The following is a 22,969-nucleotide window of genomic DNA, read 5'->3' as shown; positions in this document are numbered from 1 at the left end:
GCCGTCCTCACCACTGGTCGGTGAATGTTACAGCTACATTGCAGGCAAGGAGCCGGACTATCCTTCTCTCACCGTCCTGCCAGACGCAAATCGACCGTCACACCTTGGATGCCTTATCCCGGCCTGTACCCATGTCTTGCATAAAAACGGTCAAGCTCGCGCTGCTGCGGCACCTCACCGGTGTAGATCGCAATATAGTCCGGGATCCTTTTCATGCGCACGGCCATATCTTCCTCCGACTGCATGGAGATATAGCCGATCTGCACGAGATAGGTGGTGCGGGCACGCACATCCGCCATATTTTCGGAATGGCCAAAACGCATGAACATGCGCGAAAGTGCATCCATTCTCGTCTGATCAGCCTTACGCACCTCGGCAAGAATATCATCGGACTGAAGAGCCCAACTGCGAACCGCAAATTCGAACCTGTTGTCGAAGAGGCCAGCATCCAGCCAGCAATCGAAGACATTCAGCATCGCTTCGGCCAGGGTCTCCGCATAGGCCTCCGACTGCCTGACGATGCTGCCGGTATTCTTTTCGCGCCAGCGGGAGACGAGTGCGGCCAGCAACTCCTCCCGATCTCGGAAGAACCAGTAGAAACTCGTGCGCGACAGACCGAGTTTTTTCGCCAACGGCAGGATTTTCACGGAATCCACGCCGGATTCGAGAAGTGCCTGGTAGGCGGCCTCAAGCCAGCCCTCCTGCGATCCGCGCCAACCGGTCTCGTTCAATGTCGCTTCCATGATGATTTCCTAGCAAATCGGTCTGGTCGCGACAAGGCGAATGTCCACTCATGTCGAATGCATAAACACAAGTGTTTTATTAATTGACACCTATGTACATTCCCGCTTAGCCTTCTCCCATAAACGTTCTCGGAGCACGGTCGCCATGTCGAATGACCCCCTTCTTCAGCCCTACCAGCTAAAGCATCTCACCCTGCGAAACCGCATCATCGTTACCTCGCATGAACCCGCCTATCCGGAGGACGGCATGCCGAAAGGGCGCTACCGCGCCTATACGCTCGAGCGGGCAAAGGGCGGCGTCGCCATGACGATGACGGCAGGCTCCGCAGCCGTCTCGAAAGACAGCCCGCCCGTCTTCAACAACCTCTTGGCCTACAAGGATGAAATCGTTCCGTGGATCAGGGAAATGACCGACGCCGTGCATGAAGAGGGTGCAGCGATCATGATCCAGCTGACGCATCTCGGCCGCCGCACGCGCTGGGACAAGGGCGACTGGCTGCCGGTGCTGGCACCATCCCACCAGCGGGAGGCCGCGCATCGCGCTTTCCCGAAGAAGATCGAGGATTGGGATATCGAGCGCATCATCAAGGACTTCGCCGACGCTGCGGAACGCATGAAGGCGGGCGGCATGGACGGGGTGGAGCTTGAAGCCTATGGCCATCTCATCGACCAGTTCGTCTCGCCGCTGACCAACGAGCTGGATGGCCCCTATGGCGGCTCGCTGGACAACCGCATGCGTTTCTGTTTCGACGTCTTCAGGGCGATGCGCGAACGTGTCGGCGACGATTTCATCCTCGGGGTTCGCTATACCGCCGACGAATGTCTTGAAGGCGGCACCGGAAAGGCGGAAGGCCTCGAAATCTCGCGCCGGTTGCGGGATAGCGGCCTGATCGACTATCTCAACGTTATCAGGGGCCATATCGACACCGATCCCGGCCTGACCGACGTCATTCCCATTCAAGGCATGGCGAACGCGCCGCATCTGGACTTCGCAGGCGAAATCCGCGCGGCAACCAGTTTCCCCACCTTCCACGCCGCCAAGATCCAGGATGTCGCCACCGCCAGATACGCCATCGCTTCCGGCAAGGTCGATATGGTCGGCATGACCCGCGCTCACATGACGGACCCGCATATTGTGCGCAAGATCATGGAAAAGCGGGAGGACGATATCAGGCCTTGCGTTGGTGCCAACTACTGTCTCGACCGCATCTATCAGGGCGGCCTCGCATTCTGCATTCACAATCCGGCGACAGGCCGCGAAGAAACGATGCCGCACGAAATTACCAAGGCGACGGAAAGCCTGAAGGTCGTGATCGTCGGCGCCGGTCCGGCCGGGCTGGAGGCCGCGCGTGTCTGTGCCGAACGCGGCCATGAGGTCGTCGTCTTCGAGGCCGCAAACGATCCGGGCGGCCAGATCCGCCTGACCGCGCAAAGCGAACGCCGCCGCGAAATGATCAGCATTATCGACTGGCGCATGAGCCAGTGCGAAAGGCTCGGCGTTACCTTTCACTTCAACAGCTGGGCGGAAGCGGACACGGTGCTCTCGGAAAGCCCAGATGTCGTCATCATCGCCACCGGCGGATTGCCGCACACCGATGTGCTTTCAAACGGCAATGATCTGGTCGTTTCCTCGTGGGATATCATTTCCGGCGACGTCAAGCCGGGAACGAATGTGCTGGTTTTCGACGATGCCGGCGACCATGCGGGCTTGCAGGCAGCAGAATTTCTCGCAAAGGCGGGCGCAAAAGTGGAGATCATGACCCCGGATCGCGCCTTCGCGCCGGAAGTCATGGCGATGAACCTCGTTCCTTACATGCGCTCACTGCAAAAACTCGACGTCACCTTCACCGTCACCTATCGGCTGGAAGCGGCGGAAAGAAACGGCAACCAGCTCGTCGCCCACGTCGGCAGCGATTATGGCGGCGTGACGAAATCAAGGACCGTGGACCAGATCGTCGTCAATCACGGCACGGTGCCGCTGGACGATCTCTATTTCGACCTCAAGCCCGGCTCCAGGAACCTTGGCGAAATATCCTACGACGCCTTGCTGGAGGGCTCCGCCCAAACCGTCGAGCGCAACCCTGGCGGTGCCTACCGGCTGTTCCGCATCGGCGACGCGGTCGCCGCACGCAATACACATGCGGCGATATACGATGCACTGCGTCTCGCAAAGGATATTTGAGAGGGCCGCCGCGATACGCTTTGAAACTCAGGCCTGGATCAAGGCAATGCCACGGTTCTTGAACCCGAGTGTGACATCGCTTTCGGGCGGCAGACTGGTCTCGACCGCATGGTCGATGATGAAGAGCGTGCCGATATCGGTCTCGACTTCATATTCGACGTGACCGCCGAGATAGGCACTGTGCAGCACCCTCCCGGCAAGTCCCTGCCCGCCCGATTGGGTAATGGAAATCGAACCCGGACGAACCGCAAGCTTTGCCGGGCCGGGTTTGGCGTTGCGTGCCGCAACACGGTGATCGATCCCTCCAACGCGGATCAACGCATCGGCGCCCTCAAGGCTGACCACCTCGCAGCCGACGACATTCGCCTCGCCCATGAAGTCGGCGATGAAGGAAGAAGCCGGCGCCTCGTAGAGTTCCCGCGGCGCGCCTGACTGGGCGATCTCGCCTTCCTTCATCACGATGATCCGGTCGGAAACGGCCAGCGCCTCGTCCTGATCATGCGTCACATAAACGGCGGTAAAACCAAGCCGCTGCTGCAATTCCCGGATTTCGGTACGAACCCGGCGGCGAAGACGCGCATCAAGGTTGGAAAGGGGTTCATCGAGCAGCAGCACCTGCGGCTCCAGCACCAGAGCACGGGCAACCGCCACGCGCTGCTGCTGACCACCGGAAAGCTCGGCAGGCAGACGATGTCCCATGCCGGCCAGCCCCACGAGCTTCAGACCTTCCTCAGCCTTCTCCCGTGCTTCCGCCTTGCGCAGTCCGGAGGATTGCAGGCCATAAGCGACATTGTCGAGCGCCGTCATATGCGGGAAAAGCGCGTAGGACTGGAAAACCATCGAGACATCGCGCTCATTGGCCGGCAGCATGGTCACATCCTTGTCGCCGATCAGAATGCGACCGGCCGTCGGATGTTCGAGCCCCGCCAGCATGCGCAGCGTCGTCGTCTTGCCGCAACCGGAGGGACCGAGAAGTGTCACCAGCGTGCCGGGTTCGATGGTGAGCGAAAGGTCGGGGATGGCGGTGAAGGCGCCAAATGTCTTGCGGACATTCTGAAAGGTGACGGAGCCGGGCTTTACGGAAATCATGCGGTTTTCTCCTGAGCGAGAGGAACGGAGGACGCGGACGGCAGTCCCGCGACGCGGTTTTCGCGGCGCAGGCGACGCTCGCCTACAATGAGCTGGAAGCCGGTGATAACAGTGATCATCACCACGATCAGCATGGAGGAATAGGCAATGGCGACACCGTATTCACCGTTTTCGACGAGACCGACGATATAGGAGGTCGCCATGTTGTACTGGGCGCTGACGAGGAAGATGACGGCGCTGATCGAGGTAATCGCTCGGACGAAGGAGTAGACCAGAGCCGCCGTGATCGCCGGGCGCAGCAGTGGCAGGATCACTTTCCTGATCGTGCGGAAACTGTCGGCGCGCAGCGTCAGCGAGGCCTCATCGAGGCTTTTGTCGAGTTGGCTCATTGCCGCAATGCCGCCGCGCACGCCGACCGGCATGTTGCGGAAGACGAAGCAGGCGATCAGGATCAGCGCCGATCCCGTCATTTCCACCGGCGGAAGGTTGAAGGCCATGATGTAGCTGACGCCGATGACCGTTCCGGGAATGGCAAAGCTCATCATCAGGGCAAATTCGAAGATGTTCCGACCGGCAAACTTCTGCCGCACGATGATATAGGCCGTCAGCAGACCGACGGCAGCGGTCAGCGGCGCCGACACCAGCGCGATCTCCATGGTCGTCCAGAACGAGTTCCAGGCAACACCGGTCCAGGCGATCGAGCCGTTGGAGAAGCTGACGGAGAACGCGCGGATGTAGTGGTCGAGCGTCAGCGAATTGTCCAGACCCCAGGTCTTCACGAAACCGCCGACGAGGATCATGCCGTACACGACGATGGTGAAGACCATCCACGGCACGACGACAGCGTGGACACCAATGGACAGGCCGCGTGGCAGCGCGATATGCGCGCCGCTGTCGCCCTTGCCGGTAACCGTGGCGAAGTTCTTGCCGGCCAGCCAGAAACGCTGGGCGAGGAAGGCCGAAAGCGTGAAGCACAGGAGGATAATGGCGAGAACAGCGGCGCGTGAAGGGTCGTTCTGCGAACCGACAACGGCAAAGAAGATTTCCGTCGACAGCACCCCATGCGTGCCACCAAGCACCAGCGGATTGCCGAAATCCGCCATGCTTTCGATGAAGCCGATGAGAAACGCATTGGCGAGACCCGGCTTCATCAGCGGCAGCGACACGCGCCAGAAGGTGCGCCAGCGGTCGGCGCGAAGCGTTTGCGACGCCTCCTCCATCGACGGGCTGACACCTTCGACGACACCGATCAGCACCAGGAAGGATATCGGCGTGAAGGAGAGAACCTGCGCGATCCATATGCCAGTCATGCCGTAGAGCCAGCGGCCGGGTTCGATGCCGAAGAGATAGGAAAGCCATTCGGTGACGACACCGGCGCGGCCGAAGAGCAGCGTCAGGGCAAGACCGATGACGAAAGGCGGCGTTATGATCGGCAGAACCGTCAGAAGGCGCAGGCCCTTCTTGAACGGAAAACGGGTGCGGGTGGCGACGAGCGCGAAACCCAACCCAAGCACTGTGGAGCCGAAGGCGGTCATCAAGGCGAGGAAGAGCGTTCGCCAGGCAACGCCGCAGCGCTCTTCACCCGTGACACAGCCAAGGCTCCAGATGCCGGGATCCTGAATATTGCGGATGAAGCCATCGGCATTAAAGGAGCCATCGAAATCCTGAACGGATGCGATCAGCATGCTGCCGATCGGATAGAACACGAAAACGGTAACGAGGAAGGCCAGAATGGAAATCGAGCCGACGACAAAGGCATCGCCCTTCATCACGCCGCGTTCGGCAAGCCCGAAGGCAAAGAAAAGTACAAAGACCAGCGACATGACGACGGCACCGGCGCCCATGGCGGGCTGGCCATCGGAAAGCACGCCGAACAGGTTTTCACTGACGCTCCATGTCCAGCCGGTAAAGCCGATCGCCAATCCCTGCAAAATCAGAACCACGAGACCGGCAGCACCAATCCACGCAAGCAGCTTGCCCCGCAGCATCGGATCGCCAATCGGGCGGACAAGGCATCCGGCGAGGAAAAACAGGCCGGCACCGGCAAGCCAGGGTTTTCCATAAACCAATATTTGCAGCACACCGGGCGCATTGCTGGGGGAAGAGAGAAACTCAGACAGCCAGCGGAAGCTGAAGAAGCCGCCTTCAATGCGATACCAGGGAAGAAAAACCAGGGCAAAAGCCCCGAGCGCCAGGACAATGTTCAGCCTGCGATTGCCACGTGTCATGGCCGACCTCGCTTATTTCATGCCGATGAAAGAACGGCGGACATCCCGGCTTTCAAAGGCCGGGATGCCGATCGCCGGAGTTCAGATCAGTTTGCGACTGCACCGACCTCGCGGTCCCAGCGTTCCAGCAGCGCCTTGCGCTTGGCCGGGTCGCCATAGGTCTTGAAGTCGTAGTCGATGAGCTTGATGTCCTCGAACTTCGGCGCTTCCTTCGGCACTTCCGCGGTCTTGTTGGATGGAAGCTGGAAGGACTTGGCGTCCTTCATGCGTGACTGGACCTCTGGCTTTAGCGCCCAGTCGTACCAGGTCTTGGCATTTTCGAGGTTGCGGGCACCCTTGATGATCGACATGGAGCCAATTTCGTAGCCGGTACCTTCGCAGGGCGCGATGGACTTGACGGGGAAACCTTCCGCTGTCTGCGCCACGGCATCATGCATGAAGACGATGCCGAGTGCCGTCTCGCCACGCGCTGCCGCCTTCACCGGCGCGGAGCCGGACTTGGTATATTGCGAGATGTTGGCGTTGAGCTTCTTCAGATAATCGATCGCCTGGTCTTCGCCCATGATCTGCACGAGCGAGGCAAGCGCCGTATAGGCTGTGCCAGAAGAGTTGGGATTGGCGATCTGGATTTCGCCCTTCAGTTCCGGTGCCAGCAGATCGGCCCAGCACTTCGGCTCCTTGTAACCCTTGGATTTGAAGATTTCGGTGTTGTAACCCCAGCCCAGCGCGCCGGCATAAACGCCGACGGTTCTGTAACCGGTGCTTTCCGCCTGTTTGACGGCCCAGTCCTGCAGCTGATCCAGCATCGGCGACTTGTATTCAAGCGTCAGGTTTTCGGAGGCCGCCTGCATGTGCGGATCGCCGGTGCCGGCCCACCAGATATCGGTCTTCGGGTTGCGGGCTTCCGCACGCACCTTGGCATAAGTTTCGCCGGAAGACAGGCGAACCATATTGACCTTGATGTCATGCGACTTTTCGAAATCGCCCTTCATCTGTTCGCAGATGACGACATCGGCAGAGCATATCAGGTTAAGCTCGCCTGCCGCCTGCACCGATGTGGTGCCGAGTGCCGTACCGGCAAAAAGCAATGTGGAAAGTATCGTCAGTCGCATGGTTATCCTCCTGTAGCTTGCGTCTGAATGGTTCGGCAGTCCACAAACATGGCGCTGCCGGTCGCGGCATCTTGTGCTGCCACGCTGTCTGTCTTTTCGGTCTTGGATTGCTGACCCTACTGGGTCGGGTGAATTTCGTTGTCGAAGCGGCTTAACAATCGACTTCGCTCTTCGGGTTGGCCAAAGGTGGCGAAGTCGTAATCCACCATCTTGATCATCGATATATCGGGCGCCGTCAGCGGCAATGTCGCTCGGGCGTTGGATGGCACCTGGTTCTGCCCCGCCTTTGCCCCGGTCGCCTGTCCTTCCGGGGTCAGCGCGAATTCAACGAAGGCCTGCGCCAGCGCATCGTTGTGGTTGCCCTTGACGATGCTGACCGCCCCGATCTCGTAACCGGTTCCCTCGCAAGGGGCGACGATCACCAGCGGAAAGCCTTCGATCTTCTGTGTCACGGCGTCATGCATGAAGGAAATCCCGATCAGAACCTCCCCCCGCGCCGCCGCCTTTACGGGCGCCGAGCCGACCTTGGTGTAACTCACCACATTCTGGTTAAGCTTGCCCATGAAACTGAAAGCCTCCTCCTCGCCAAAGAGCTGGACAAGCGTAGCAAGCATGGTGAAGGCCGTGCCCGAATAGTTCGGGTTGCCGGTCTGGATATGGCCGCGATAAATCTCCTTCGCCAGATCCTTCCAGCATGTCGGGGCCGGCAGATTGTTCTTGGCAAGCAGTTCCGAATTATAGGCAAAACCGAGCGCACCGGCATAGATTCCGGCCGATTTCGATCCCGACATCGCATTGAAATTCTGCGCCCATGGCAGCAGATCCTGCTGATGCGCGGGCTGATACTCTTCCAGAAGGCCTTCCGAACCCGCCTGCAAATGAGTGTCGCCTGTACCGCCCCACCAGACGTCGACTGTCGGATGGGCGCGTTCGGCACGAATCTGATCGAGGATTTCGCCAGTGCTCTTGCGAACCATCGAAATCTCGACCCCCATCCGCGCTTCGAAAGCCCGCTGCATGGTCACGCACCAAGCCTCGTCGACGCCGCACAGGACGTTCAACTTCGTCGCGGCCATGCCATGCCCTGCGCCGCACAGCCATAAGGCCATGCTCGCCGCAAGTGCGGTCAATGCTCTCAACTGAGCCTCCCTGCTCGGAACCTCCCCGTTCCAATCTCCGCCATTAGCATGTCACATCCTGACCGCACCGCAATCGAAGAATGGTTACCAATCTTTCCGAACAAGATTACAGATATTACAAATATGACAGGGCGGATAACCAGCTAGGCTTTGAAGATCGCGTCTGCCGCGCCTATGATGATGGCGGGAGGAATACGCAGTGCTTAATCAGAAGGTTCGCATTCTGATCGTCGAGGACGATCCGGATATGGCAGAGCTTATCTCGGACCTCGTCGAGGCCGAGGGCTGGCTGCCCACCTGCGCGCGCTCCGCCGAGGAAGCGGACGAGATATTGGCGAAGGACGTGATGCAGCTGGTGCTCGTGGACCACAACTTGCCCGGCACCTCCGGCCGCACCTTTGCCCAGAGACTACGCAGCAAGGTCGATATCGGCATCGTCATGGTAACGGCTGCCGGCAGCGCCGCCGACCGGGTTCTCGGCCTGGAAACAGCGGCCGACGATTATGTCGTCAAACCCTTCGAACCGATCGAACTCACGGCACGGATCAAGGCCGTTCTGCGTCGGACAATCCCCTCCTTAAAGCAGGAAAAGGACAGTGAGCGCGACCACGGCCGGGCGGCATTGCTCCTCAGCGACTGGGCGATTGATCTCAATGCCCGACAGGCGGTCTGCCTGACCGATCGCAGCAGAACGCTGACAAGTGCCGAATTCGCACTTCTGGAAATTCTGGCCGAAACGCCAAACCAGCCCGTCAGTCGCTCCCAGATCCTCGACAGGCTGGGCTCGGAAAGCGACCGCTATATTGATAGAAACGTCGATGTGCTGGTGCTGCGGCTGAGGCGCAAGATCGAGCGAAACCCCGATCTGCCGCGTCACATCAAGACGCGGCGCGGCAGGGGTTATGTGCTCCACACCGACGAGGGCGAGCTTTCTCCGTGATCAGCCGTTCCTTCCTTTCCTCGATCGCCTTTCGCCTGCCCTTTGCGATCGTCTTCATCTGCATCCTCGTCTTCAGCCTATCCGCCATCGCCATCTACGGCCTGCAACGCGCTCGCGATGAAATGGCCGCCTACGGCCTGCAGGCCTTTTCCAGCCTTGCCAAGGCATCGCTGGTTTCGCGGCAGGTCTCCGACCTCGTCTCGAGTGCACCTTTCCTGATGAATGCCGCCTCGCCCTATCGCGTCTCCAGCGAAAGCCGGTCCGTGGTCCAGCAGGTCGATATCCTGCTGGAGATGACAGGGCCAGGCAACGGTGATCGGGTCGCCCGCGGCTTTGCCAACGAGCGCATCGTCGAACTCCTTGAATTGATCAGAACACAGACGCTGGATCTGGCAAAGGATGCCGATGCGGCGCAGGGCCACAAGGCGGAAGCGGCAGCCGCGCTTGGCGAAATTGCCACGGGTCGCGGCATCACCGATCCCGAACTGCGCCGGCGGATGAACGGCATCGTGCAGGCCGCATCCGCATCAGACAGCCTCTTCCAGCTTGGTGAACTGCGCCGCCGCTATGTTGCCGAAACCACCGCGCGCCAGGAAGGTTATCCCGGAGAGCGGCTCCCCGTGGCCGAGCTGCAACCCTATGAGCGGGTCTTTGAAGCGCAGAGCCGTTACCTCTTGGAAATGTTTGCGATCCGCGCCTCGGTGTCGCGGCTTCACATTGTGTCGCGCGATCTGTCCCATGTCACAGAAACCCAGAGCGATGCGGTTGCCCGCAGCCTCAACGAGGATCTGATCTCGACCTCGGACGCTCTGAGCCGGCTATTGGTCATCGTCGCAGTCGCTTCGCTTCTGGTTCTGGTCATGGCAACATTCTCGATTCGATCGGTGATGCGTGTCTCACGCGGGATCGCGACGCTTTCCAACGGCATGAACGCGCTCGCCAAGGGTGAAAAGGATGTCGGCCCGCCATCCTATACCGGATCGGAGACGGAACTGATCCGCCTGCTCGATGCTTTCCGGGCTTTCCATGACAGCGTCGATCGTGTCTCCCGCCTGCGGCGCACGGCGGAAGCGGCGGCCCGAACCATCCGCTCGACCTTCCGCAACATGAATGAGGGAATAGCGCTGTTCGATCCGACCGGTCGGCCAATCACCATGAACCGCCGGATCATAGAACTTGTCGGTCGTTCCGGCTCGTCGCGTAAGCTGCCGCTTCGCCGTTTTGTCGAACCGATACCGGAGATCGATCCCGCACTGTTCCCTTTCGAGAGCGGCCGAGGCGAGTTGATGGACCGGGCAGTGGTGCGCCATCGCACTGGAGATCAACGAGTGATCGAAATATCGATGTCACGCCAGCCGGATGGCGGTATCGTGCTGCTGGCGCGGGATGTAACTTCTCTCGATCGTCAGGAGGCGGAGGCCGCAAAAGCCCAGAGGCTTGATGGCATCATGCGCATGACCCATCAGGTCAGTCATGAAGTGGGCAACATGATCGGCATCATCACCGGCAGCCTCGGCCTGCTGGAGCGCGAAACTGGTTTCAACGATCGCCAGAAACGCCACATCGCCCGTATCCGCAAGGCGGCGGATCGCGGCCGTTCTCTGGCCAGCAGCATGCTGACCATCGGTAGCCAGCAGCCCATTCATCCGAGCTGCATCAACGTCGCAAACCTGCTGCGCGGCATGGCCGATATCCTTGAGATTGCAGTCGGCCCGAAATGCCGGATTGCGCTGGAGATTGACGAGGATCTTCCCTCGATTGCGCTAGACCCTGCCCTCCTCGAGCAGTCCATCCTCAACCTTTGCCTGAATGCGGCAGCGGCCATGCCCGATGGTGGCCTGATCTCGATCAGCGCCGCTTCCGAGAAGGATGCACTTGTGATCGCGGTCACCGACGAGGGGGTCGGCATGACGCCCGAGGCGGTGGACAAGGCCTTCGAGCCCTATTTCACCACCCGGCAGGAACACGGCGGGGCAGGCCTCGGCCTTGCAATGGTCTACGGCTTCGTCCGGCAGAGCGGCGGCGAGGCGCATATCAGCTCGATGCCGGGCGATGGCGCAAGGGTACAACTGACTTTTCCGGTAGGCACCGACCACCTCCAGATTCGATAAGCCCCGAGAAGGCCTTCCAGGGGGAGAGGAATTCGTCAACCAATTGAGTTGTTAACTCCCGATCAACTCAGAATATTCACTGTCCGTTTCTTCCTGCTCTCTAGGATCACGCCATCCGAGTATGGGAAACAGTACCGTCGTGAAAAATCAACCAAAAGCTGAAGCCAGTGATCCGCAAGCGTACCTGACCGCGCGCCTTGCAACCGCACAGTCTCGTATCGAGAAGACCTTTCTTGAAGGCGGCTCCGTGCTCGTTTCAGTCATGGACATCCTGAACCAGCTCATCACCATATTGGACCGCATGACGGGTTCGATGGACGGCGATACCGCGGATGCGGCAATGGCCAACATGCAAAAGACCATTGAGGACATGGTCCGCCTGCCGGAAACCGAACAGTTGCGACAGGCCGCCTTCGTTGAAATGAGTTCCCTTTGCAAGTCTGCAAACGGCCATGTCGATGATATCCGCGAGACGATCCGTTACCTGAAAACCTTTGCGGTCACGGTAAAGATTACCGGCGCAGGCATCGCCGAATTTTCCTCCTTTGCCGAGGAAATCCGCGAACGCATCCATTTCGGCGGTACTGAAGTCGGCAAATTCGCGCAATATCTCGATCTCATGGACAAGCAGCTTGCCAGAGCGCGCGACGTCTCCTCCGTCATCGGCGCCGATTTCGAAGCAACGATCCCCGGCATCGTCGGAGGTTTGAAGACAAATTCCGGTCGCATCGGCGAACAGCATCGCGCCATGACGGCCATGGCGGCCAAGGTGAAATCCGTCGCGCAGGGCGTGCAGGGCAAGATAGCGGCAACGCTGTCCTCCCTCCAGATCGGCGACATCACCCGCCAACGTGTCGAACATGTGCAGACGACACTCGCCCTGTTCAGCGATTATCTGAATTCCGAAGAGGCGCAGGCGTTAAATTCCGCCGAAATGGACGCTCTTTACGACACCGTTTTCGAGATGGTCAGCGCCCAGATCGACGAGATGGCAACCACCTTCCAGCAGGATTGCCGCAAGATCTTTGCAGGCATCTCAAGTTTCGCCGACGATGCCGCAACCATTCTTTCACTGCGCGACACCCTGGTGGAAGATGCTGCCAATGATGGCGGCAGCGCGTTGCAGCTGCTTGAGAAGGACATAGCAAAGGCGTGCGATCTGGCCGGGCGCGTTCAGGAAGGCATGGCGGATGCCAATGCGGTCGTCGCTTCCGTTACCGGTACCGCACAGGACCTGTTGCACGGCATTGAAGTGCTGCGCTCGATCAAGACTGAAATCCATTATATGGCGCTGAACTCAAACCTGCGCTGCTCGAAACTGGGTGACGAAGGCCGGTCGGTCAATGTCGTCAGCGGCGAGCTGCGGGTCTTTGCCGACAAGCTGGAAAGCCCGGCGGATTCGATCGTTGCCGATCTCCACCGGATCGAAAGCGTCATTACAAATCTGAAGACGGCTGAGAACCGGAGCGCCGGTGACCTGCGGGAACCATTGAGCGAAGCACTGGAAGCCATAAGCCACGCCAAGGGTCAGATGGAAACCGGTCTTCAGGATCTCGCCACGGAAGGTCAGGCCGTTTTCAGCCGCATCAGTGCCGCCGTGATCAAGCTCGATTTCGAAAGCGAACTCGGCGATGTCCTGAAAGAATGCCATCAGGTGGCAAGCGGGCTGGCCGCCGGCGGCGCCGGAGACATTTCCGGCTTCGCAGAGAAAATCCAGCCGTTTTCGACACGCATCTACAAGATCTACACGATGGCGCAGGAGCGCGACGTGCATCTTCGCTACTTGCCGGTCGATCTTGCGCCCGGGCAGAAAGCACCCGCCACCGTCGAAGATGACGACGATCTCTTTGCCGACGCGCTTTTCTAGAGCGTAGCCGATCTAAACAGGATCGATGGGGCGCTTTTACTGCGCCGGGTTCCCGGCGTCAGGCCGCCTGCATCAGTTTGCCAGGGTTTTTCTTGCTGGAGGCCTCAAGGAGACGGAGAACCTCGGCGGCAAAAGCTTCGGCATTCTGCAGAGCCTTGTCGAGATTGCTGACATGGCCAGCTTTCATCATATGCAGGCATCCATCGAATTCGAACATATCGCGAAACGCAGAACGTTCGAAAATCGGCGTATCGAGAACACGTACATTCCTTTGCGCCAGCAGTTCCCGTGCGGCCAGAAGCGCGCGGGTCGTGACCAGCGGATTGACGCGGGTCAGCACGACGGAATGGTCGATCCGGATATTCGCCTTTTCATCGAGATAACGCAGCAGCTCCAGCACCTGCGCCCCGCCCTGCGCATCCATGGTGCTGCCCTGAACGGGTATCAGCACATGGTTGGAGAGACCTATCGCAGTCGCGAGCAGGGGCGATTGCGCACCGGGCAGGTCGATGATCACATGATCGAATGCACGGCGGCTGTCGATGACATGCTGCTGTAACGTCGCCGCCGTCACATAGGTGATGACTGAAAAATCGACACGCGCATCGGCCTTTTCACGCCAGCGGGAAATCCAGCGCTGTGGATCTGTATCGATGACGCAAACCCGCGATCCGCGACGCGCCAGTTCGGACGCCAGGAGAAGAACCGCCGTGGTTTTCCCGGCACCGCCCTTGGTGTTCGCGAAGGTGATAACTGGCATGGCATGATCCGGAAAACTGGGCGGAGACTGTCATGCCTCGCGGAACGCACCTGTCGCATGGTGTTGCCGCCATCATTGGCGAGTTTGGTTAATGCCGGGTAAAAAAGGGTCGCGCCATCAGCGGCGGTGGTCTTCGGCCTGAATTTCCAGCGCGATCCTGTCGAGTGGCAGAACCTTGTCGACACCGCCATGGGCGATCGCTTCCTTCGGCATGCCGAAGACAACAGAGGATGCTTCGTCCTGTGCCACCGTGAAGGCGCCGGCCTGATGCATTTCCAGCATGCCGCGTGCGCCATCATCACCCATGCCTGTCATGATGATGCCCATGGCGTTGGCACCGGCGGCACGCGCGGAAGAACGAAACAGAACGTCCACCGAAGGCCGGTGTCGCGAAACCAGTGGCCCGGTGCGGACCGAAACGCGATAACGTGCACCCTGCCGCTCCAGCAGCATATGTCTGTCGCCCGGCGCAATCAGCACATGGCCGCGCAGCACCGGATCGCCGTCCTCGGCCTCCTTGATCTCGACATCGCAGAGACTGTTCAGGCGTTTTGCAAATGCGGCGGTAAATTTTTCCGGCATATGCTGAACGATCACGATGCCGGGTGAATTGGCCGGCAGCTTCATCAGCATTGCGCGCAACGCTTCTGTGCCGCCGGTGGATGCACCGACACAGACCACCATTTCAGTGGTGCGTGCCATGGCCTTGCCCGAAGGCGGCGGCAACACGGCATCGGCGGTCAGCTTGGCCTGCGGACCGCTTGCGGCAGCCGAACGCAGCGCCGCCCGCGCATTGCCGACGCGGGCGTGCGCCGCACTTTTGACGACCTCGCAGATGCGCGTGGCTTGCTCCGCCAGATGATCCGCAGCGCCTATCCTCGGCTTGAGGATGATGTCGACCGCCCCCGCCTCCAGTGCCTGAAGCAGGGTTTCCGATCCGGCCTCGGTCAGCGACGAGCACATGACTACAGGGATCGGTTTCTGCGACATGATCTTGCGCAGGAAGGTGATGCCGTCCATGCGCGGCATTTCCACATCAAGGGTGATGACATCGGGAATTTCTTCCTGAATGCGCTTGGCCGCAACAAACGGATCGGCAGCGGCCCCGATCACCTCAATGCCGGGATCGCTTTCGAGAACCTCCGTCAGGGTCTGCCGGACGCTGGCGGAATCGTCGACGATGAGAACGCGGATTTTTTTCGACATGGCTCTCTGCCGCTATTGCTTCTTGAAAACTGTATTGGCGACCTGCCGCAGGGGCAGGTCGATACCGGTTATCGTTTCGGAATGACCGATGAAAAGGTAACCGCCCGGCACCAGGCGCTTGCACAATTGGGTCAAGACGTGCACCTGCGTTTTTTTATCAAAGTAGATGAGAACGTTACGGCAGAAGAGAAGGTGCACCGCATCGCCGATCTGGTAGGTCGGGTCCATGAGGTTGAGGCGGGCAAAACCGATCTTGGAACGCAGCCGCGGCACGATACGAACCTCCCGTCGTCCGGCATCGACCGACCGCATGACATATTTGCGCATCATGTCGGCCGGAACCGGGTCGAGCAGTTCACGGGCATAGATACCGCTATGGGCTTTCCTGAGCACATCAGTGGAAAGGTCGGTCGCAAGGATGCTGAAATTGTTGATGACCTGTTTCTCGGCCGCTTCGGCCAGCACCATCGCCATGGTATAGGGTTCCGCACCCGTCGAACAGGCGGAACTCCAGGCACGGATACGCCCATGGCCTTCACCCGCAAGTGCAGGCAAAGCGAATTTCTCCATGTAGTCGAAATGGTTCGGCTCACGGAAAAAATCCGTCTTGTTGGTCGTCACCACGTCAATCAGGTAGATCGCTTCCTCTTCCAGCCCGTCTTCGCGGAAGAGGAAATTGCAATATTGAGCGAAGGTGGCATGCCCCGTGGCGCGAAGGCGCTTGCGAAGACGCCCTTCCAGCATGGTGCGCTTGCTGTCCGGCATCTTTATGCCGCTGTAATTGTAGATGTATTCGGCGAGCAGCCGGAAATCCCGCTGACTCAGGCCATCATGCGCGGAGCTGGCAGCAATGGAGGCATCCACGGAAAGGGCTCTCCTCATGCCGCCTGAACCGGTGTGCCGCCCTGCCGGGCAATGGCGTTTTCTTCGTTCGAGAAAAGCTTTGCAAGATCGATGATGACGACGAAATCACCTTCGCGGCGAACCACACCTGCAATGTAGTCGGAGTTCCAGTGAACGCCGATATCGGGTGCGGTTTCCATCTGGTCGCGACGGAACGGCGTCACCTCGAACACCTTGTCCGCCACGAGACCTATCGCCAGCGTGCGGGATGGAAACGGAATATCCAGCACCAGCACACGGGTATGGGGTGTCCGCACGCTGCGGCTCATTCCGAGCCGCAGCCGCAGATCGATGATGGGCACACCCTGCCCACGCACATCTCTCAGACCCAGCAGATATTCAGGACTATGCGGAATCTTGAACGTGTCCTCGTAGTCGAGGATTTCACGGACGACCGCGACGGATACCGCAAAGACCTCCTCACCGAGGCTGAATGTCACGAACTGGCCTTCTGAAGATGTGCTGGTCATGGTCAGGCGCTTTCGCGGAAATCCGCGTCGTCAGCATCGGGACCGCCCATGGACATATCCAGTGCGAAACCTTTGACGCGGGCTTGCTGGGCGCTGACGGTATTGCCCGTCTGCGGTTTGCGAACGGGGGCCGGCTTCATCGCCGGACGCGTCGCAGCAGGCTTTGCGGCAGGCCGATGTGCAGCCTGTGCGGGGCGCGACGAGACGCTTGAGGTATCCACCTTGAAGAAGGCGATACTGCTCTGCAACTCTTCGGCCTGCGCTGCCAGCTCTTCTGAAGTCGCCGACATTTCTTCCGAAGCGCCGGAGTTCTGCTGCGTCACCTTGTCAAGCTGCTGGATTGCCTCGTTGATCTGCGAGGCGCCGATATCCTGCTCACGGCAGGCGGCGGAGATTTCGGCGACCAGCTCGGCGGTCTTGCGAATGTCCGGCACCAGACGGTTCAGCATGTCGCCCGCTTCGGTTGCCACCTGCACGGTCTCGCCGGAAAGCGAGCTGATCTCGCTGGCAGCAGCCTGGCTGCGTTCGGCGAGCTTGCGCACTTCCGATGCCACGACAGCAAAACCCTTGCCGTGTTCCCCAGCGCGCGCCGCCTCGACGGCGGCGTTCAGCGCCAGAAGATCGGTCTGGCGGGCAATTTCCTGCACGATGGAAATCTTCTCGGCGATGGTGCGCATGGCGACCACGGCGCGGTTGACGGCTTCACCGCTGGCTTCGGCGTCCTTGGACGACTGGCGCGCGATCTTTTCCGTCTGCGCGGCATTGTCGGCATTCTGCTTGATGTTGGCAGCCATCTCTTCCATCGAGGCCGAGGCCTCTTCGGCAGACGATGCCTGCTCGGTCGCGCCCTGGCTCAGCTGTTCGGAGCTGGCCGACAGTTCCTGGCTGCCGGAGGACACATTGTCGGAAGCGGAAAGCGCATCGGCGACAATGCCACGCAGGCGCTCAACCATCCGTTCCAGCGCAAGGCCGAGAGTATCCCTGTCGGACAGGGGTTTCGGCATGACGGTAAGATCGCCATCGGCAATCCGGTCGGCAATGCCTGCGGTATTGCGCAGATTGCCCGTCATCGTGTTGATGCGCGCAACGAGATCCTTGATCTCGTCATTGGTCTTGATCTCGACATTCTGATCGAGATCGCCGATCGCAACCGCCTCCGCCACGGTCATGATCTTGCGCAATCCGCTGCTGATGCCGAGCGCGATCCAGAATGCTGTCGCGATGGCGATGAGTACGGCAACAACCGAGGCACTGACCAGCAGGGTGCGGGTCTGCTCATAGTCATCAGCCGCCAATTGCTTCGATTCTTCAAGGCGGTCGCGGTTCATCTTGACGCCCTCGCCCAGTTTCCCGGTCAGGGCATTGGCAGCGTCACGGCCCTTGCCGGACGAGTACGACGCGGCGAGCGACGTATTGCCCTGCGCAACCAGTTCCCGGACGTGATCATCACTGGCCTCGAAAGCCTTGGTGATGGCCTGCAGATCCGTCCAGAACGCACGCGTCTCGGCGCTGGCGGTGGCTGCCATATCATTCAGCATGGCCGTCAACTGGTCGCGACTTTCGTTACCGGCCGCCTTGAAAAGCTGGGTTTCCTCCGGCGAGGCAGCAAGGATGATATTCTTCTGCGACCGGACAGTTGCCAGCGCCAGTGCGTTCATCTGGTGAACCTTGTCGAGGCGCACGACAGTGCCGTCGACAACATCGTCCATGGCATTCTTGGCGATACCGAGGCTGTAGATGCCGTAGCCAGCCGTTCCGGCAAGCATCAGGATCAGAAAGCCGAAGGCAACCGCCAGCTTCATCTTGATTGTAAATCGCATCTCAATGCTCCTTGGAAAGTTCGATGACGTTGCCACGCGCGCTGGACGAAACCGGTCCGGACTCGCGATGCCCCGTGAAAATTGCTGTCAGATTTGGAAGAATGACGAACTCGCTGCCGCGTTTGATGAGGCAATGGATGTAATCCGCCCGCCACCGCATGCCGACGCTCGGCGGCGGTTCGCTGGCTGCCCGGCTGAACGTGGTCACCTCGTTGACCTTATCGGTCCTGATGCCGATCAATGCCGGCTCGCCATCAAACGGCAGTTCTATGACGACGATACGGCTATCAATGGTTCGCTCGGTGGCTTCCATGCCGAAGGCAAGACGGATATCGGCCAGAGGGATGACCTTGCCCCGGAAGTTGATAACACTCGCCACGAAGGCTTTAGCACCGGGAACGGCGGTTTCGGGCAGAAGATCCAGAATTTCCCGAACCTTCACCGCCTCGATGGCGAAGGTCTCGCCCGCGATGTTGAAGGTCAGAACTTCCACGGCGTCGGACACGCCCCAAAATTCGTCCGTCTGCTTCAAGAGAGACTGGTTCATCCCGCGGCCCGCAATCGCGCCTCCTGTTGTTGCCCCGCCATCACCAGATGTGCGACATCGAGGATAAGGGCGACATTGCCGTCACCGAGGATGGTCGCGCCGGAGAATGTCGCGACGTCATGGTGCAGTTTCGACATGGCCTTGATGACCGTCTGGTGGTCACCGATGATCTGGTCAACCACAAGCCCGACCCGCTCGGAGCCGGTGGAAATGACGACGATCTTCTGGAACTGATCCGGCTTGGTTCCGGTGTTGAACAATTCGCGCAGGCGAATGAAGGGAACGAGGCTCTCGCGCAGTGAAATGAAGGACCGGCCCCGCGAACGAATATCGTCGTCAGGCGACAGTTCCAGGCATTCCTCCACCGCCGGCAGCGGAATGACGTAGCAACCATTGCCGACCCGCACCAGCAGGCCGTCGATGATGGCCAGAGTCAACGGGATCGCCAGCGAAACTTCCGAACCCGCGCCCGGCGTGCTGGTAACGCTGATCGTGCCGCGAAGGGCCTCGACACTCTTTTTCACCACATCCATGCCGACACCACGGCCGGAAAGACTGGTAACTTCAGAGGCTGTCGAAAAGCCCGGCTGGAAGATCATCTGCAGCAGTTCCTGATCGCTGACCTGCGCGTTCGGAGCCAAAAGGCCGGAAGCCTCAGCTTTTGCCCGGACGCGCTGGCGATCAATGCCACGGCCATCGTCACGGATGGTGATCGTCACATCACCGCCCGACTGGCGGGCAATGAGGGTGATCCGCCCCGTCGCCGGTTTGCCGGCCGCCACACGCTCATCGCTTTTTTCGAGACCATGGTCGCAGGAGTTGCGGACAAGGTGCACGAGTGGATCAGCCAGGCGTTCGATCACCGCTTTGTCGACCTCTGTGCCTTCGCCCTCGGTCTCCAGCTCGATCTGTTTGCCCGTTTCCCGCGCCAGGTCATGGATCAGACGGCGGAACCGACCAAAAAGCTGGGCGATCGGCACCATTCGCAGGACCATCATCGTATCGCGAAGTTCTCCGGAAAGACGTTCGACATCCTCCGAAACAGAGCGCAAAAGAATATCGACGCTGCTACCCGCCAGCTGCGAAAGGCGGGACTGGGCAATGACGAGCTCACCGACCCGATCCATCAACTCGTCAAGTCTTTCAGCAGGCACCCGCACGTTTTCGGCCGCCTTGCCGCCCTTCGGATCGGCGGCGACCTTTCTGGCTTCCGGCAGGATTTCGGAAACGGGGAGCTCTTCTTCGACAACCGCTTCGATTGCGCGGATATCGATCTCCATGTCATCCATCACGAAGATGAAAACGTCGTCGATTGCCGATTGCGGCTGCTCGGTCGTCAGCCGGACTGTCCAGCCCAGATGGAGATCGCTCGGATTAAGTGCATCGAGAGACGGCACCGTCGAGGTGTCGGCAACGATTTCACAATCGCCGAGTTCGGCCAGTTCATCCAGCAGACCAAGGGGATTGGTTCCGTTTGCCATGGCATTGACGGGCAACCGGAACCGGATTTCCCAGGTGGCGGCTTTTGCCTTTGCCTGCTTCCTGACGAGATTCTGCGCCGGAACATGTGTCAGGACACCGCCATCGCCACGAGTGCCGACTGCCGCACGAAGCTTGGCGAGCAGCTGCTCTCCAACATCACCCTGCACACCGTGCGGATTGTCGACCAGCGCCTGCATATGATCCTGCGCTTCAAGAACGGCTGCGACCAGTTCGCTGGTTGCCGGAACCTCGCCCTTGCGCACCCGGTCAAAGGCGGTTTCGCAATGGTGGGTGAAGGCGGCAAGCGCCTCGAACCCGAACATTGCCCCGGACCCCTTCAATGTATGCAGTCCGCGGAAAACGGCGTCGATCTGATCCTGATCGGTCAAATCGTCAAGCAGATCGAGAAGGCCACCCTCGATTTGCTCGAAAAGCTCCGCAGCCTCCGTTCTGAAAACCTGAATAGGGTCCAGCGTCGTCATTTTCCGAGGACCTTTCTGACGATCTTGACCAGATGTTCGGCATCGAAGGGCTTGGTCAGCCAGCCGGTGGCACCGGCGGCCTTGGCGCGCGCCTTCATGTCCGCATCGGATTCCGTCGTCAAAAAGATGATCGGAATGCCGGTATGAGCCGGAGATTGCCGAAGCGCCTCAATCATTTCGAGACCATTCATGTTCGGCATGTTGAGATCAGTGACGATGAGGTCGAAATTCGCGGCCTTCGCCTTGGCAAGACCGTCCTGCCCATCAACGGCCTCGGTAATCTGGTAGCCCGCGCCTGTGAGGGCGATCTTCGTCGTCATGCGAATGCTGGCGGAATCGTCGACCGTTAAAATATGTGCGCTCATGATATGTCCTTTCCATGCAACCAGAACTGGCGGGAGGCTTCATCCATCCGCGACAGGAAACCGCCCCGCCGCAATGTCTGCAAAACCTGACCGTCAGCCGGCTCTTTCAATGTTATCGTCTTGTTGTTCTGCGCCGCGAAATTGCGCGAGGCTTCCATCAGCTGCACGAAGCTCAAATCCGCATCCGCATCCTTGGGCACCTCGACCACCAGCCTGTCGGTGTCTTTGAGACGGTCGAGAAGAAGACCGTGTGCCGACGCAATCGACCGTATGGAAAGCGCTTGCGGCATCTTCAGTGTGTCGTTCGTGGTTTCATCAAACATGGGGAGTCTCCCGAACGGTTTCGGTGTGCATGCCGCCATCCGCCCTGATCGGTTGTTCTTCCGGTGTTTCGAGGCTCGGCACTTCGATCTCCAGAACGCCGTGACCCGTCATGAGCCTGTCGATCAGCGTCCATTGGCGCTGGAACGCCGCGACGCAGGCGGGATCGAAATGGCTGCCGCTATGCGCGACAACATGCGCATAGGCCTCTTCGGTCGACCACGCCTTCTTGTAAGGGCGCTCGGAGCAGAGAGCCTCAAAGACGTCCGCAATGGCGACGATACGGGCTTCCAGCGGAATGCCATCGCCCGACAAGCCGTGCGGATATCCCGTTCCATCCCATTTTTCGTGATGGCCACCTGCAATCGCCTCGGCTATGCGCAGCAGATCGGATGAACCGTTTTCGAGAATCTGCACGCCGATACCGACATGTTTTCGCATTTCGGTGATCTCATCAGGCGTCAGGCGACCCGGCTTCAGCAGCACGCTGTCGGAAATTCCGATCTTGCCGACATCGTGCAAGGGTGCCGCGAGATAGATCATGCGGCAATGCTCGTCATCGAGGCCGAGATCCTTTGCCATCAGCATGCTGATTTGCGCGACGCGGGAAATATGGTCGCCGGTGTGGCCGTCGCGGAATTCGATGGCCCGCGCCAGGCGCCAGATGATTTCTTCTTCGCGGGCCGCGAGTTGCCGGGTGGCCTTGCGCACCTCATCCACAAGGCTGCGCGCCTGTCCGGCAAGATCACGCTGCGCCTTGCGCAAGGCGAGAAGGTTGCGCACCCGCGCCTTCAGCTCCACCGGGTCAAAGGGCTTGTGGATGAATTCCGTGACACCGCTCTCTATCGCTTCGATAAGGACAGGCTGGCCTCTTTCCGATGTGATCATGATAACAGGCACATGCGCGAAATGCTCATACGTATTCAGTGCCTTGAGGAGCTGTATGCCGTTATATTTCGGCATCGTATAATCCACCACAAGCAGATCGACCGCATTGTTGCGGCAGAATTCCAACGCCTCCGTGGGATCGGTGAAGCCCACGATGGTGCCGACATCCGGAAGCCCGCGGACCGTCGCTTTCAGGGCAACAAGAATCGACTTGCTGTCATCGACCAATACGATTTGCACTTGTCCTCGCTATCATTGGATTGCGGGCGAATAGACGCGCGAACTCCTCGGCTTTCACCGAGCGAATTCAACGG

General features: G+C 59.6%; 19 protein-coding genes. 4 read left to right on the top strand and 15 right to left on the bottom strand.

Translation table 11 applies throughout. From position 1 onward, the window contains the following. Positions 1 to 113 precede the first annotated feature (113 nt). Complete coding sequence (locus tag ACQZ45_RS09015) at positions 114 to 743, bottom strand: TetR/AcrR family transcriptional regulator (protein WP_013636802.1); 630 nt, start codon at positions 741 to 743, stop codon at positions 114 to 116. Between the two features lie 145 nt (positions 744 to 888). Here ACQZ45_RS09015 and ACQZ45_RS09010 point away from each other — a divergent pair, with 145 nt between their 5' ends. After that, entirely contained in the window at positions 889 to 2,925 is a 2,037-nt protein-coding gene (locus ACQZ45_RS09010) for an NADH:flavin oxidoreductase (RefSeq protein WP_013636803.1), read from the top strand. A gap of 27 nt (positions 2,926 to 2,952) precedes the next feature. On the opposite strand, the gene ACQZ45_RS09005 is transcribed toward ACQZ45_RS09010, so the two are convergent. The 4 genes from ACQZ45_RS09005 to ACQZ45_RS08990 form a co-directional block, all read right to left on the bottom strand. Beyond that, a complete protein-coding gene (locus ACQZ45_RS09005) occupies positions 2,953 to 4,014 on the bottom strand; it encodes an ABC transporter ATP-binding protein (protein WP_013636804.1) in 1,062 nt (353 codons plus the stop codon). Continuing rightward, positions 4,011 to 6,242 carry an ABC transporter permease gene (locus ACQZ45_RS09000; RefSeq protein WP_019565040.1) on the bottom strand — a complete coding sequence of 744 codons (2,232 nt, stop codon included), beginning with the start codon at positions 6,240 to 6,242 and terminating at the stop codon, positions 4,011 to 4,013. The genes ACQZ45_RS09005 and ACQZ45_RS09000 overlap by 4 nt, the downstream gene beginning before the upstream one ends. Before the next feature lie 86 nt (positions 6,243 to 6,328). Next, the gene (locus ACQZ45_RS08995) at positions 6,329 to 7,354 is read right to left on the bottom strand and encodes an ABC transporter substrate-binding protein (RefSeq protein ID WP_003514162.1); all 1,026 of its coding nucleotides are present in this window, start codon (positions 7,352 to 7,354) and stop codon (positions 6,329 to 6,331) included. Positions 7,355 to 7,470: 116 nt separating this feature from the next. After that, complete coding sequence (locus tag ACQZ45_RS08990) at positions 7,471 to 8,463, bottom strand: ABC transporter substrate-binding protein (RefSeq protein WP_035251897.1); 993 nt, start codon at positions 8,461 to 8,463, stop codon at positions 7,471 to 7,473. 229 nt (positions 8,464 to 8,692) lie between these two features. On the opposite strand from ACQZ45_RS08990, the gene ACQZ45_RS08985 reads away from it, so the two are divergent. The 3 genes from ACQZ45_RS08985 to ACQZ45_RS08975 all read left to right on the top strand — a co-directional run bounded on the left by ACQZ45_RS08985 (position 8,693) and on the right by ACQZ45_RS08975 (position 13,411). Next, entirely contained in the window at positions 8,693 to 9,433 is a 741-nt protein-coding gene (locus ACQZ45_RS08985) for a response regulator transcription factor (protein ID WP_003514167.1), read from the top strand. Further along, positions 9,430 to 11,544 (top strand): sensor histidine kinase, encoded by a 2,115-nt coding sequence (locus tag ACQZ45_RS08980; protein WP_111798689.1) that lies wholly within the window; start codon positions 9,430 to 9,432, stop codon positions 11,542 to 11,544. Before ACQZ45_RS08985 ends, ACQZ45_RS08980 begins: the two co-directional genes overlap by 4 nt. Before the next feature lie 139 nt (positions 11,545 to 11,683). Next, positions 11,684 to 13,411 (top strand): chemotaxis protein, encoded by a 1,728-nt coding sequence (locus ACQZ45_RS08975; RefSeq protein ID WP_113292345.1) that lies wholly within the window; start codon positions 11,684 to 11,686, stop codon positions 13,409 to 13,411. Positions 13,412 to 13,469: 58 nt separating this feature from the next. Here the strand turns inward: ACQZ45_RS08975 and ACQZ45_RS08970 are convergent, their stop codons facing one another. From ACQZ45_RS08970 to ACQZ45_RS08925, 10 genes are all read right to left on the bottom strand, one after another. Beyond that, positions 13,470 to 14,171: a ParA family protein gene (locus ACQZ45_RS08970; RefSeq protein ID WP_113292344.1), complete on the bottom strand. Its 702-nt coding sequence runs from the start codon at positions 14,169 to 14,171 to the stop codon at positions 13,470 to 13,472. A 117-nt stretch (positions 14,172 to 14,288) separates the two neighbouring features. Continuing rightward, positions 14,289 to 15,377, bottom strand: coding sequence for a protein-glutamate methylesterase/protein-glutamine glutaminase (locus ACQZ45_RS08965; RefSeq protein WP_113292343.1), 1,089 nt, complete (start codon positions 15,375 to 15,377; stop codon positions 14,289 to 14,291). Between the two features lie 12 nt (positions 15,378 to 15,389). Continuing rightward, positions 15,390 to 16,259: a CheR family methyltransferase gene (locus ACQZ45_RS08960; RefSeq protein ID WP_448742236.1), complete on the bottom strand. Its 870-nt coding sequence runs from the start codon at positions 16,257 to 16,259 to the stop codon at positions 15,390 to 15,392. Next, a complete protein-coding gene (locus ACQZ45_RS08955; RefSeq protein WP_003514179.1) occupies positions 16,256 to 16,750 on the bottom strand; it encodes a chemotaxis protein CheW in 495 nt (164 codons plus the stop codon). Before ACQZ45_RS08955 ends, ACQZ45_RS08960 begins: the two co-directional genes overlap by 4 nt. 2 nt (positions 16,751 to 16,752) lie before the next feature. Then, complete coding sequence (locus ACQZ45_RS08950) at positions 16,753 to 18,570, bottom strand: methyl-accepting chemotaxis protein (RefSeq protein ID WP_013636812.1); 1,818 nt, start codon at positions 18,568 to 18,570, stop codon at positions 16,753 to 16,755. Between the two features lies 1 nt (position 18,571). Next, positions 18,572 to 19,117 carry a chemotaxis protein CheW gene (locus tag ACQZ45_RS08945; protein WP_003514184.1) on the bottom strand — a complete coding sequence of 182 codons (546 nt, stop codon included), beginning with the start codon at positions 19,115 to 19,117 and terminating at the stop codon, positions 18,572 to 18,574. Then, positions 19,114 to 21,081 carry a chemotaxis protein CheA gene (locus tag ACQZ45_RS08940; RefSeq protein ID WP_448742235.1) on the bottom strand — a complete coding sequence of 656 codons (1,968 nt, stop codon included), beginning with the start codon at positions 21,079 to 21,081 and terminating at the stop codon, positions 19,114 to 19,116. The genes ACQZ45_RS08945 and ACQZ45_RS08940 overlap by 4 nt, the downstream gene beginning before the upstream one ends. After that, positions 21,078 to 21,446: a response regulator gene (locus tag ACQZ45_RS08935; protein ID WP_013636814.1), complete on the bottom strand. Its 369-nt coding sequence runs from the start codon at positions 21,444 to 21,446 to the stop codon at positions 21,078 to 21,080. Before ACQZ45_RS08935 ends, ACQZ45_RS08940 begins: the two co-directional genes overlap by 4 nt. After that, positions 21,443 to 21,769 carry a hypothetical protein gene (locus ACQZ45_RS08930; protein WP_111798695.1) on the bottom strand — a complete coding sequence of 109 codons (327 nt, stop codon included), beginning with the start codon at positions 21,767 to 21,769 and terminating at the stop codon, positions 21,443 to 21,445. The genes ACQZ45_RS08935 and ACQZ45_RS08930 overlap by 4 nt, the downstream gene beginning before the upstream one ends. Then, positions 21,762 to 22,895, bottom strand: coding sequence for an HD domain-containing phosphohydrolase (locus tag ACQZ45_RS08925; RefSeq protein WP_448742234.1), 1,134 nt, complete (start codon positions 22,893 to 22,895; stop codon positions 21,762 to 21,764). Before ACQZ45_RS08925 ends, ACQZ45_RS08930 begins: the two co-directional genes overlap by 8 nt. Positions 22,896 to 22,969: the final 74 nt, after the last annotated feature.

The sequence above is a fragment of the Agrobacterium sp. 16-2014-1-2a genome (genome assembly GCF_053522705.1).
The sequence above is the reverse complement of the archived record's forward strand: the minus strand, read 5'-3'. Positions and strand labels throughout refer to the sequence as shown.